Raw genomic sequence first — 12278 nt, forward strand, 5'->3', positions numbered from 1 at the left:
GTCACGTCGGCACCACCGGGAACCCGCGCCGGGGGACGACGATCACGGTGCCGTCGCCGGGGTCGACCTCGACGGTGACGCACGCGTGGAAGACGGCGCCGAGGCGCTCGGCGGTGAGCACGTCGGCGGCGGCCCCGCGGGCCACGGCCTCGCCGCCGTCGAGCATCAGCAACCGGTCCGCGTAGGTGCTCGCGAGGGTGAGGTCGTGCATCGCGGCGATGACGGTCAGCTGCCGACGGCACCTCAGCTCGGTCACCAGCTCGAGGGCCTGCTGCTGGTGCCCGATGTCGAGCGCGGAGGTCGGCTCGTCGAGCAGGAGCACGGTCGGCTCCTGGGCCAGCGCCCGCGCGATCACGGCCCGCTGGCGCTCGCCGCCGCTCACCTCGGCGAGGGGGCGGTCGCTCAGGTCGTCGAGGCGCAGCTGCACGAGGATCGCCTCGACGGCGTCGCGATCGGAGCGCGAGTGCGCCCCGAGGCGCCCGACGAAGGGCCACCGCCCGAGCAGCACGTAGTCGCGGACGCGCATGTCGTCGGGGACGATGGGCTGCTGGGGGACGTAGGCGATCCGGCGCGCCCGCTCGCGCTCGCTCATCTCACCCAGCGCACGACCTCCGACCCGGATCCCCCCGGTCGAGGGGACCAGGGCCGCGACGGCCCGGATCAGCGACGACTTCCCGGCGCCGTTCGGGCCGACGAGGCCGAGCCACTCCCCGGGGGCGACGACCTCGGTCAACGCCGACACCGCGCGACGATCCCCGTAGGAGACCGAGACCGATTCGAGGCGGACCTCGCTCACGTCGAGAACCGGTGCCGGCGGAGCAGGTAGACGAAGAAGGGAGCGCCCAGGAACGCCGTGACGACGCCGATCGGCGTCTCGGCGCCGCCCTGGAGCGTGCGCCCGGGGATGTCGGCCAGGACGAGGAACGCCGCCCCGACGAGGAACGACAGCGGGACGAGGTGGCGGTAGCTGGCCCCGGCGGCCAGGCGCACGACGTGGGGGATCACCAGCCCGACGAAGCCGATCAGCCCGCTGACGCCCACCGCGGCCGCCGTGCCGAGGGTCGCCGCGGCGACCACGATCAGGCGCGTCCGGGCGACGGACATCCCGAGCGCCCGCGCCTCGTCGTCGCCGACCCGCAGCAGGTCGAGGTGGCGTCGCATGGCGACGAGCACGGCGACGCTGACCGCGATGTAGGGCAGGCACAGCCGCACGTCGTCCCACGTCGCCGACGACAGGCGTCCGAGGATCCACGCGAACACCTCGCGCACCACCTCGGCGTTGCGCTGCAGGATGTAGGTCTGCACGGCGGTGACGAACGCGGTGACCGCGACCCCGGCGAGCACGAGGGTGGTGCCGGTGCGCGCCGCGTCGCGCCGGGCGGAGCCGACGACGTAGGTCACCGCCACCGTCGCGGTCGCCCCGACGAAGGCGACGACGGGGACCGGGTCGACCGACCACGCCGACGTCGCGCCACGGGCGACGGTGAGCACGACGATCGCCCCGAGGCCGGCGCCGGCGGCCGCGCCGAGGAGGTACGGGTCCACGAGGGGGTTGCGGAACACCCCCTGGTAGCTGGCTCCGCCGATCGACAGCATCCCTCCCACCAGCAACCCGAGCACGACGCGCGGCGCGCGGATCCGCCAGACGATGTTCCACTCGACCTCGGAGACACCCGAGTCGACCGACACGAGCGGGAGGTGGTCGACGAGGGCGAGCGGGACCCGCCACCACGGCGGTCCGGCCGCGCCGAGCGAGATGCTCGCGGTCGTGGCGATGACGACGAGCGCGACGGCGGCGGCGTACCACCGCCACGCACCGTCGCCCGACGTCATCAACCGGCGGGGAGGCGCTCGAGCGAGGTGGCGACCGCCTCGACGAAGTCGACGATCCGCGGACCCCAGCGCGAGGCGATGTCGTCGTCGAGCTCGACGACCGCGTCGCTCGAGACGGCGGCGATGCTGCCGTACCCCTCGCGCTCGCCGAAGCTCGCTGCGGTCACGTCGCAGCACCGCGTGTCGGCGAGGTAGACGAGGTCGGGGTCGGCCTCCACCAGGAACTCGGCGTTCAGCTGCGGGTACTGCCCGGCGTCGGCCTCGAGCTCGTCGGCGACGTTGGACAGGCCGAACAGGCCGTAGACCTCGCCGATGAAGGTGCTGGACGTGGCGGTGTACAGCTCCGGGCCGAGCTCGTGGTAGTAGGTCGCCCCGTCACCGAGGTCGGGTGCCGACGACGCGAGCTCGTCGATGCGCGCGCGCATCGAGTCGACCAGCTCGCTCGCCTCCTCGTCGTTCCCGGTCCGGTCGCCGAGCTCGGTGATCTGGGCGTAGGTGTCGTCGAACGAGGTCGCGGCCGGTCCGTCCCAGGAGTCGATCCCGATGTCGGCGAGCTGGTCGCCCAGACCGGTGAAGTCACCGCCGATGAGCACGAGGTCGGGCTCGTACGCGGCGATCGCCTCGACGTTCGGCTCGAACCCCGACAGCTCGTTCGGGAGCTCCGACACCTCCTCGGGGTGGTTCGAGTTCTGGTCCACGGCGACGAGCAGGTCGTCGGCGCCGATCGCGAACATGATCTCGGTGTGGGTCGGGCTCAGCGAGACGACGCGCTCCGGAACCGCGTCCGCCGATCCGTCGGAGCCGGTCGTGACACCGGTCGCGGTGCCGTCGCTCGCGTCGGGCGCCGTCGTGTCGGTCGACGCCGTGCCCGGAGCGGACGTGTCGGCCGGAGCGCTCGCCTCGACCGCCGTGTCGGCCGGCGCCGTGTCGGCGGTCGCGGTGGCGCCCGGTGCGGAACCGAGCTCGGTCGTGACGGCGTCGTCTCCGGTGGTCGCCGACGGCGACGACGTGTCGTCGCTGCCGCAGGCCGCCACCACGAGGGCGACGCCGGCCAGCACGGCGATCAGCGGGCGCCGGGATCGATCGTTCGATGTGCGCATGGGGGTTCCTCCAGTCGTTCGGAGGACAAGCTGGATCCGACCGGCGTCGTCGCGTCACCGCGCACCCTCCGGGGGCGAACCGTCCCTTGCCTCGAGGGATCTTCGTCGCGTCGACGCCGGAGGCGACCGGACTCGACGGGCCCCGGGGGGACCCGTCACCACCGTTGCGGGACAGCGCCGGGATCTCACCGGACTTCGCTCCTGCGTCGACGTCGCCACGTTAGCCCCGGCGGGCCTAGCCTCCCCACTCCCATGAGCGATCCCGCACCCGACCACGACGCCGGCGACGAGCCCGACGGCGATCGCGCCCCACGAGACGACCCCCGCCCGGACGGGCTCCGCCGGGCCGACTCGCTCGTCGTGGTCAACACCGGTGGCGGCAAGGGCAAGTCGTCGTCCGCGTTCGGGATGATGATCCGCGCCGTGGCGCGCGACTGGGACGTCGCCGTCGTGCAGTTCGTCAAGTCGGGGAAGTGGAACACCGGCGAGGAGAAGATCGCGACCCGCTTGGGCGTCGACTGGCACGCGTTCGGCGACGGCTTCACGTGGGACTCGGAGAACCTCGACCACGACCGCGCCCACGCGGCCGAGGGGTGGGCGACGGCGACGGAGATCCTCGCCGCCGGCGACCACCAGCTCGTCGTCTTCGACGAGCTCACCTACCTGGCGACGTTCGGGTGGCTGCCCGTCGAGGAGATCGTCGCGCCGATCCGCGATCGGCCGCGCCACGTCAACGTGATCGTCACCGGGCGCGACGCCCCGGCCGAGCTGATCGAGCTGGCCGACACCGTCACCGAGATGACCGAGATCAAGCACGCCTACCAGCAGGGCATCCGCGCGATGCGCGGCCTGGACTACTGAGCCCGTCGTGTCGGTCGTGGTCCTCGTCGGCGGGGCGCGCAGCGGGAAGAGCTCGCTCGCGGTCGAGATCGGTCGCCGCCACCAGGCGACCGGGTCCGCCGTGACCGTGGTCGCCACCGCGCCCGCGGTCGACGACGACATGGCCGCGCGGATCGAGCGGCACCGTGCCGAGCGCCCGGCGGGGTGGGCCACGATCGAGGAACCCGTCGATCTCGTCGGCGCCCTGGGTCGCTCCGGTGACGACGTGGCGATCGTCGACTGCCTGACGCTGTGGGTCTCCAACCTGATGTGGCGCGGCGACGGCGACGACGACATCGAGATCCTCGCCCGCCGGGCGGCCAGCGCGGCCGGCGACCGTGCGGCACCCACGATCGTGGTGACCAACGAGGTCGGCCTCGGGGTGCACCCCGACACCGATCTCGGGCGCCGCTACCGAGATCTGCTCGGACGGGTCAACGCCACCTGGGCCGCGGTCGCCGACACCACCCTCCTGCTCGTCGCCGGCAGGGCGCTCGAGCTCCACGATCCGGCCCGACTGCTCGGCCTCGACCACCTCGCCCCCTCCCCTCCGGCCGTCCCCGCCCCCTCCCGCTCCGCCGCCCCGTCGGGTGACGCCGGGCGAGATCGAGCCGACGCTCGTCCGGCGCGACGATGAGCCTGCTGCGCGATCGGCTCGCCGACCTGCCGTCCCCGGACGAGGGGGCTCGTGCCGCCGTCGCGGAGCGAGCCACCGAGGTGCTGCGACCGGTGGGTGCCCTCGCCTGGCTGGACGCCGTCGCGACGTGGCTGGCGGGGTGGCAGCGCACGACGACACCACGCGTCGAACGGCCCGCCGCGCTCGTCTTCGCGGCCGACCACGGGGTCGCCGCGGCCGGCGTCAGCAACTACCCGAGCGAGATCACCTCCTCGATGCTCACCGCGACGCGCGGCGGGCAGGCGACGATCAACGCGTTCGCCCGCAGCGTCGGGGCGTCCGTGACCGCCGTCGACGTGGGGGTGGGGCGCCCGACGGGCGACATGCGACGTGAACCCGCGCTGTCCGAGGCCCGCGTGGAGGACATCACGGCCGCGGCGTTCGCCGCCGTCGACGCGCTGGACTGCGACCTGCTCGTGCTCGGCGAGCTCGGCATCGGCAACACCACGGCCGCCGCCGCCGTGGCGGCGGCCTTCGCGGGCGGCGAGGCGACGGTCTGGGTCGGGAGGGGTTCGGGGGTCGACGACGCCGGCCTCGCCCGCAAGCGGGCCGCCGTGCAGGAGGCCGTGCGCCGAATCGCCGGTGTGGTCGACCCGCTCGAGATCCTCCGCGAGGTGGGCGGTTCCGAGCTCGTCGCGATCGCGGCCGCCACCGTCGCCGCCCGCCACCGGTCGATCCCGATCGTCCTCGACGGCTACATCTGCACCGCGTCGGTGCTGCCCCTGCGCGAAGCGGAACCGAGCGCGCTCGACCACTGCATCGTCGGCCACTGCTCGGCCGAGCCGGGGCACCGGTTGCTGCTCGACCGCCTGGGGACCGAACCGCTGCTGGCGCTCGACATGCGGCTCGGCGAGGGCACCGGGGCGATGGCGGCCGTCCCCCTGGTGCGCATGGCGTGCGCCGGCGTCACCGAGGTCCCCACCTTCGGGGAGTGGGCCGCCGAGCACGCGGACCGATGAGCGGCTGATGCCGGACCGGCGCGGGGGCGACGGGACGAACGGCCGATGACCGCCCGAGCGCGGCCGAACGGGTTGATCGGGGCGATCCAGTTCCTGACCCGGGTGCCGCTGCGCTCGAGCGCGGCCGCCGACCCCGCTGCGACGATCGCCTGGTTCCCCGTCGTGGGAGCGCTGATCGGGACGGTCGTCGGCCTCGTCGCGGCCGGGGCGATGCACGTCGTGGCGCCGACGGTCGCCGCGTCCCTCGCCGTGCTGACCGGGGTCGCGCTGACCGGCGCCTTCCACGAGGACGGCCTCGCCGACACCTGCGACGCGATGGGCGGGTGGACCACCGCCCGCCGTCGAGAGATCCTGCTCGACTCCCGGCTCGGCACCTACGGCGTGGCCGCGCTGGCGGGGTCGATCCTGGTGCGGGTCGCGAGCGTGGCGACGCTCGGCCCGGCCGCCGCGCTCGCCGCGCCGGTCGCCGCGCACGCCGTCGGGCGGGGGGCGGCGGTCGCCGTCATGGCGTCCGCGGCACACCGGCGCTCGGCCCGCCCGGACGGTCTCGGCGCCGATCACATCCACTCCCTGTCGGGTCGCCGAGCCGCGGCCGCCGGGGTCGCGACCGTGGCGATCGGCGCCGTCGCGATCGGCTGGTGGCTCGTCCCGGCCACCGTCGCGGTCGCACTCGGCGCGGCGGTCGTGGTCGTCGTCGCACGGCGCGCGCTCGAGGGGATCAACGGCGACGTGCTCGGCGCCGTCGAGCAGGTCGGCGAGTGCCTCGTGCTCGTCGTCGTCTCGGGGCTGGCGTCGCGGTCGGGGGTGTGGTGGGCGTGAGCGCGCGCCCTCCGGGTCCCGACACCGGTCCGGTGGCCCGGCCACCGGACCGGCCGGCACGCACCGGGCGACGCGACGGCTCGGCCCCGCGTGGGTAGCCTCCCGCACGTGTCCGCGCCCACCTCGCCCGCCCCGACGAGCACCCCCGAGACGACCCCCCTGAGCCACGTCGCGCAGCTCGGGCGTGGCTTCGCGATGGGGGCGGCCGACATCGTCCCCGGGGTGTCGGGGGGGACGGTCGCGCTGGTGCTGGGCATCTACGACCGGTTGATCCGCAACATCCGCACCGGTGCGGGCGCGCTGCGCCGGGCGCTCTCCGGCGACGGCGGCGGGTTCCGCCGGACGATGGCCGACATCGAGTGGACCTGGTTGCTCACCCTGCTCGCCGGGATCCTGATCGCGGTGGCGACGCTGTCGTCGGTGCTCGAGAGGCTGCTCGAGGACGAGCCGGTCGCGATGGCCGGGCTGTTCTTCGGCCTGGTCGTCGGGACGATCTGGATCGCCTGGCACCTGCTCGAGCGGGTCGACGGCGTCGGCGTCGCGCTGATCGTCGGCATCGGGGTCGCCCTGTTCGCGCTCCTCGGCCTGCGCTCGGACACCGAGGTCGCCGAGGGGACCGCGGAGGTCGTCACCCAGCCGTTCTGGGTGTTCGCGCTGGCGGGCTCGCTCGCGATCTGCGCGATGATCCTCCCCGGGATCTCGGGTTCGTTCATCCTGGTGATGATCGGGATGTACACCGAGGTCCTCGGCGCGATCAACGACCGCGACGTCGCGTCGATCGGGTCGCTGGTCGTCGGGTGCGTCGTCGGCCTGGCGATCTTCTCGACCCTGCTCGACCACCTGCTCGAGAACCACCGCGACCGGGTGGTCGCCGCGATGATCGGGTTGATGATCGGCTCCGTCCGCGTGCTGTGGCCCTGGCCGAACGGGACCCACACCACGACCCTGGCGCTGCCGGCGGACGACCAGCGCGTCCTGCTCCCGATCGTGCTCGGCGTCGCCGGCGCGGCCCTCGTCGTCATCGTCGAGCGGCTCAGCTCGCGGGTCGGCGAGGACGTCGCCTAGGACCGCCCGTCGTCGCCCCCGACGAGGTCGGAGAGGCGCGACACGCCCTCGGCGATGTCGTCGTCGCCGAGCGCGAAGCTGAACCGCCCGTAGCCGGGGAGGCCGAACGCCTCGCCGGGGACGAACGCGACCTTGGCCTGGTCGAGCACGATGTCGGCGAGCTCGAGCGTGGTCTCGGCGCGAGCTCCCCCGTACTCACGACCGAGCAGGCCGCGCAGGTCGGGGAACGCGTAGAACGCGCCCTGCGGCTCGGCGCAGACCACCCCGTCGATGTCGTTGAGCAGCGCGTGGATGGTCGTCGCCCGTCGGCGGAAGGCGTCGCGCATCGTCGCGACGTCGTCCAACCCTCCCTCGAGGGCCGCGATGGCAGCCCGTTGGCACACGTTCGCCACGTTCGACGTGGCGTGCGACTGGAAGCTGGCGGCCGCCGTGACGACGTCGGCCGGGCCGATCATCCACCCCACGCGCCACCCGGTCATCGCGTACGTCTTCGCGACGCCGTTGACGATCAGGCAGTGCTCGGCCAGGTCGGGCACCTCCACCGGCATGGACGAGAACTCGTTCGCGCCGAACACGAGGTGCTCGTAGATCTCGTCGGTGATCACCCAGACCCCGTTCTCGACGGCCCACTCGCCGATCGCGCGCACCTCGGCGGGTGCGTAGACCGAACCGGAGGGGTTGTCGGGGCTGACGAACAGGAGCACCTTGGTGCGCTCGGTCAGCGCGGCGTCGAGCTGGTCGATCGTCACCTTGAACCCGGACTCCACGTCGGTGTCGATCACGGTCGGCACGCCGCCCGCGAGGGTGATCGCCTCGGGGTACGTGGTCCAGTACGGGGCGGGGAGGATGACCTCGTCACCCGGGTCGCACAGGGCCGCGAACGCCGTGTACACCGCGTGCTTGCCCCCGTTGGTGACGAGGACCTGCGACGGGTCGCACTCGAAGCCCGAGTCGCGCTCCGTCTTCGCGACGATCGCCGCCTTCATCTCGGGAAGACCGCCCGCCGGGGAGTAGCGGTGGTTCCTCGGATCGGCGCACGCCGCCTGCGCCGCCTCGACGATGTGCGCGGGGGTCGCGAAGTCGGGCTCGCCGGCGCCGAAGCCGATGACGCTCTCGCCCGAGGCCTTCAGGGCCTTGGCCTTCGCGTCGACCGCGAGCGTCGCCGAGGGTCGGATGGCGGACAGGCGCTGCGATGTTCGGTTCACGTGGGGCGAGGCTACTGCGCGCCCCGCGCCGGCCACGGTGGGTTCGCGCCGGCGTTCGCCGGCGACCCCGGGGCCACGCGCGCGACCCGTGCGGTCGGCACGATCCGTCGCCATGCTGGAGGGGTGCACAGCGACCCGTCCTCGATCGTCATCCCGCCCGATCTGCTGCCCGTGGACGGCCGCTTCTGCTGCGGTCCGTCGAAGGTCCGCCACGCGCAGGTCGACGCCCTGGTCGCGGCGCGCGACACGCTGCTCGGCACCTCGCACCGCAAGCCGCCCGTGAAGCGCCTGGTCGGTGCCGTGCGCTCCCAGCTCACCGAGCTGTTCTCGCTCCCCGAGGGGTGGGAGGTCGTCCTCGGCAACGGCGGGTCGACGGTGTTCTGGGACGTCGCGACCTTCGGGGTGATCGAGCAGCGCAGCGCCCACGCCGTGTTCGGTGAGTTCTCGTCGAAGTTCGCCCAGGCCGCCGCCGCGGCTCCGCACCTCGGCGAGCCGACGGTGGTCGAGAGCGAACCCGGGACCCACCCCGAGGTCGTCGAGGTGGACGGGGCCGACGTGTGCGCGCTCACCCACAACGAGACCTCGACGGGAGTCGCGATGGAGCTGCGCCGACCGGCGGGCACGAGCGCGGACGACACCCTCGTCGTGGTCGACGCCACCTCGGCGGCCGGAGGGCTGCGGTGGGACCCCGCGGAGGTCGACGTCTACTACTTCGCTCCGCAGAAGTGCTTCGCATCCGACGGGGGGCTGTGGTTCGCGGCGTGCTCCCCCGCGGCCATCGAGCGGATCGAGCGGATCGGGGCGAGCGACCGGTGGCGGCCCGCCTCGCTCGACGCGCGGATCGCGCTCGACAACTCGCGCCAGGACCAGACGTACAACACCCCGGCGATCGCGACTCTGGTCATGATGGACGCCCAGCTCCGCTGGATGCTCGACGGCGGCGGGCTCGAGTGGACCGCGCAGCGCTGCGACCGCTCGGCCGAGGCCCTCTACGGCTGGGCCGAGGAGCGGGACTGGGCGTCGCCGTTCGTCTCCGACCCGGCGCAGCGCTCGGCCGTCGTCGGCACGATCGACCTCGACGACTCGATCGACGCGAACGACGTGTGCGCGGCCCTGCGCGCCAACGGCGTCCTCGACACCGACGCCTACCGCAAGCTCGGTCGCAACCAGCTGCGCGTCGCGATGTTCCCCGCCGTCGAGCCGTCCGACGTCGAGGCGCTCACCGCGTGCGTCGATCACGTGGTCGCGCTCGGCTGATCGACGCCGACTGACGGCGCGCCGCCTCGGCGGCGTCCCCGCGTCCCGGGCGCGCCGGGCGGGGACGATCCGGATCCGACCGCGGCGGAGTCGTGGCAGACTCCGAGCGTGGACGTGACCGAGGTGCTCGAGTTCTCGACGGGCGAGATCGACGTGCTCGAGCGGCCGGTGATGATCGTCGGGCTCGAGGGCTGGTTCGACGTCGCCCACGCCGCCACCCGAGCGGTCGAGTGCTTCACCGACGACGACCTCGCCCTCGTCGTCGGCGAGATCGACCCCGACCCGTTCTACGACTTCACGCAGCAGCGCCCGCTGGTGTCGATCGACGACGACGTGCGCCACATCACCTGGCCGACGAACCAGTTCCTCCTCCAGCGCTACGCAGGCCACCGCGACGTCGTCTCGCTGCTCGGCGTCGAGCCGCACCTGCACTGGTCCACCTACGTCGACGCGATCGTCACCGTCGCCGAAGCGCTGGGCTGCGAGGCGGTGGTGACGGTCGGCTCGGCGGCCGAGGCCATCCCCCACACGCGACGCCCCCCGGTCACGGGCAGCACCGCGAACGTCGACCTCGCCCGGCGCCTCGGTCTGTCGGCGCCGTCCTACGAGGGGGTCACCGGGATCGCCGGGGTGCTCAACGCGGCGCTCGAGGTGCGCTCGATCCCGTCGGTGTCGCTGCGCGTCGGGATCCCGCACTACCTGATGAACGCCGAGCACCCGATGGCCACCTCCGCGCTGACGCTGCACCTGTGCCACGTGCTCGACGTCCCCGCCGAGGTCGACCTGAGCGACCAGATCGAGTCGTGGCGCGACGTCCACGACGAGGTGATCGCGAGCGACGCGCAGCTGCAGATGTACGTGCGGATGCTCGAGGCGGAGTTCGACCGGCGGGCCGAGGCATCGATCCCCACCGCCGACGACCTCGGCGCCCGCTTCGAGGAGTTCCTCTCCGACCAGCGCCCCGACGGCCCCGACGGCCCCGACGGAGCCGCCGAACCCGACGCCTGACCCGGGCACCTCGAACGTCGCGGCCGGGGTCCGACCCCGCCTGTCGACGCGACCCGCGTCGGTGGGGCGGACCGGTCGGCGACCGGCCGCCGGGTCAGTTGCCGGACATCTTCACCCCGGAGATGACCAGGGTCATCCCGGCGGAGCGCATCGGCAACCAGTCGAGGTCGGACCCGACCTCGACGATGTCGAGCAGCATCCGCTGCAGCGTCGAGGCGATGGTGAACTCGCGCACCGGCGCCCCGATCTCGCCGTTCGAGACCAGCAGCCCGGCGGCGCCGGTGGAGAAGTCGCCGCTGATCGGGTTCACCCCCGAGTGCAGTCCCTGCACCTGCTGCACGAGCAGGCCGTCGTCGAGGTCGGCGACGATCGCGCCCTGGTCGCGCGACCCCGGAGCGAGCGACAGCGCGAGGCAACCGACGCCGGGGGTGCCGGCGAACCCGCCACGGATCGCGTTGCCGGTGGACGTCGTCCCGGCGCGCCGGGCCGAGTACGAGTTGTGCACGAAGCGGCGAAGGACGCCGTCCTCGATGAGCACGTTGCGGCGCGCCGCGAGCCCCTCGCCGTCGACGTCGGTGGCCGTGTAGGCCTCGGGGTTCGTGGGGTCGTCGACGAGGGTGACGAGCGGGGACGCGACCTCGTCGCCGAGGCGCTCGGCGAACAGCGAGCGGCCCTTGACCACCGCGTCGCCGTTCAGGGTCGAGGAGATCACGCCGAGGAACTGCGCGGTGACGAAGGGGTCGAGCACGACCGTCGTCGTCCTCGAACGGGGCTTGGTCGCACCGAGCAGCCGGGTCGCCCGCTCCACCGCCTCGCGAGATGCCCGGTCGAGGTCGAACTCCGACGGCTCACGCCCCACGGAGAACCCGAACCCGGTCTGGGTCTCGGCGGCGTCGCCCTCGCCCTCGTCCGCGAGGGTGGACACGGACACGTAGCACCCGTTCTCGCGACCGGAGCGGCGGATCCCGCGCGTCGAGGCGACGGCCGACTCGCCCCACGAATCGGCGTAGTTCGCGTCGTCGACGCGCACCCGCGGATCCCGCCCGGCGGTGAGCTTCTCGAGCTGCTTCGCGAGGTCGATCTTGTCGTCGGTCGCGCACTGCGCGAGGGCGTCGTTCCACAGCACCTGCTCGGTGGAGGCCACCCCGTCGGGCTCGGCCAGCCCGGAGTGGTCGTCGACCGTCCCGAACGCGACGTTGTCGCGCGCCTCGGCGAGGACCTCGCCGATCGCCGGTTCGTCGAGGGTCCCGCCGTAGGCGAACCCGGTGCGTCCCTCGCGGATGACGCGGATGCCGATGCCCTCGGCCTGGGCCGAGACGAAGTGCTCGACGTCGCCCTCGTAGACGCGCACCTCGGTCTCGCCGCCGCGCGACACGAAGGCCTCGATCTGCTCACCCGGATCGGCACGCTCGACGACGCGATCGGCGAGGGCCTGCAGCTCCTCGGTGGTGTCCCTCATCGGTGGCACCTCCGGCGG

Annotated in this window: 12 protein-coding genes; 7 read left to right on the forward strand and 5 right to left on the reverse strand. The window is 73.5% G+C overall.

Annotated elements, in window-relative coordinates; all coding sequences use genetic code 11:
- Nucleotide 1: 1 nt before the first annotated feature.
- Genes ACOOHC_RS14010 through ACOOHC_RS14020 form a run of 3 tightly spaced genes read right to left on the reverse strand, consistent with a single transcriptional unit; the run spans nucleotide 2 to nucleotide 2933 of the window.
- Nucleotides 2-796, reverse strand: coding sequence for an ABC transporter ATP-binding protein (locus ACOOHC_RS14010; protein ID WP_420451025.1), 795 nt, complete (start codon nucleotides 794-796; stop codon nucleotides 2-4).
- The gene (locus ACOOHC_RS14015; protein WP_420451026.1) at nucleotides 793-1833 is read right to left on the reverse strand and encodes a FecCD family ABC transporter permease; all 1041 of its coding nucleotides are present in this window, start codon (nucleotides 1831-1833) and stop codon (nucleotides 793-795) included. The genes ACOOHC_RS14010 and ACOOHC_RS14015 overlap by 4 nt, the downstream gene beginning before the upstream one ends.
- A complete protein-coding gene (locus ACOOHC_RS14020; protein ID WP_420451027.1) occupies nucleotides 1833-2933 on the reverse strand; it encodes an ABC transporter substrate-binding protein in 1101 nt (366 codons plus the stop codon). The genes ACOOHC_RS14015 and ACOOHC_RS14020 overlap by 1 nt, the downstream gene beginning before the upstream one ends.
- 252 nt (nucleotides 2934-3185) lie before the next feature.
- Here ACOOHC_RS14020 and cobO point away from each other — a divergent pair, with 252 nt between their 5' ends.
- The 5 genes from cobO to ACOOHC_RS14045 all read left to right on the forward strand — a co-directional run bounded on the left by cobO (nucleotide 3186) and on the right by ACOOHC_RS14045 (nucleotide 7331).
- On the forward strand, nucleotides 3186-3794 hold the full coding sequence (gene cobO, locus ACOOHC_RS14025) for a cob(I)yrinic acid a,c-diamide adenosyltransferase (RefSeq protein ID WP_420451028.1): 609 nt from the start codon (nucleotides 3186-3188) through the stop codon (nucleotides 3792-3794).
- Nucleotides 3795-3801: 7 nt separating this feature from the next.
- On the forward strand, nucleotides 3802-4449 hold the full coding sequence (locus ACOOHC_RS14030; RefSeq protein ID WP_420451029.1) for a bifunctional adenosylcobinamide kinase/adenosylcobinamide-phosphate guanylyltransferase: 648 nt from the start codon (nucleotides 3802-3804) through the stop codon (nucleotides 4447-4449).
- On the forward strand, nucleotides 4446-5447 hold the full coding sequence (cobT, locus tag ACOOHC_RS14035) for a nicotinate-nucleotide--dimethylbenzimidazole phosphoribosyltransferase (RefSeq protein WP_420451030.1): 1002 nt from the start codon (nucleotides 4446-4448) through the stop codon (nucleotides 5445-5447). Before ACOOHC_RS14030 ends, cobT begins: the two co-directional genes overlap by 4 nt.
- 45 nt (nucleotides 5448-5492) lie before the next feature.
- Complete coding sequence (gene cobS, locus ACOOHC_RS14040) at nucleotides 5493-6266, forward strand: adenosylcobinamide-GDP ribazoletransferase (RefSeq protein ID WP_420451031.1); 774 nt, start codon at nucleotides 5493-5495, stop codon at nucleotides 6264-6266.
- A gap of 108 nt (nucleotides 6267-6374) precedes the next feature.
- Nucleotides 6375-7331, forward strand: a complete 957-nt coding sequence (locus ACOOHC_RS14045) for a DUF368 domain-containing protein (RefSeq protein WP_420451032.1) — start codon at nucleotides 6375-6377, stop codon at nucleotides 7329-7331.
- Here ACOOHC_RS14045 and ACOOHC_RS14050 read toward each other — a convergent pair.
- Nucleotides 7328-8536 carry a pyridoxal phosphate-dependent aminotransferase gene (locus tag ACOOHC_RS14050; RefSeq protein ID WP_420451033.1) on the reverse strand — a complete coding sequence of 403 codons (1209 nt, stop codon included), beginning with the start codon at nucleotides 8534-8536 and terminating at the stop codon, nucleotides 7328-7330. The genes ACOOHC_RS14045 and ACOOHC_RS14050 overlap by 4 nt on opposite strands.
- Before the next feature lie 123 nt (nucleotides 8537-8659).
- Between ACOOHC_RS14050 and serC the strand changes: the two genes are divergently transcribed.
- A complete protein-coding gene (gene serC / locus ACOOHC_RS14055) occupies nucleotides 8660-9793 on the forward strand; it encodes a phosphoserine transaminase (RefSeq protein WP_420451034.1) in 1134 nt (377 codons plus the stop codon).
- A gap of 108 nt (nucleotides 9794-9901) precedes the next feature.
- On the forward strand, nucleotides 9902-10801 hold the full coding sequence (locus tag ACOOHC_RS14060; RefSeq protein ID WP_420451035.1) for a PAC2 family protein: 900 nt from the start codon (nucleotides 9902-9904) through the stop codon (nucleotides 10799-10801).
- A gap of 94 nt (nucleotides 10802-10895) precedes the next feature.
- Here the strand turns inward: ACOOHC_RS14060 and ACOOHC_RS14065 are convergent, their stop codons facing one another.
- Nucleotides 10896-12260 (reverse strand): TldD/PmbA family protein, encoded by a 1365-nt coding sequence (locus ACOOHC_RS14065; RefSeq protein ID WP_420451036.1) that lies wholly within the window; start codon nucleotides 12258-12260, stop codon nucleotides 10896-10898.
- Between the last annotated feature and the right edge of the window lie 18 nt (nucleotides 12261-12278).

Origin of the sequence: Ilumatobacter sp. (assembly GCF_965215205.1) — a bacterium.
Classification (GTDB): domain Bacteria; phylum Actinomycetota; class Acidimicrobiia; order Acidimicrobiales; family Ilumatobacteraceae; genus Ilumatobacter_A.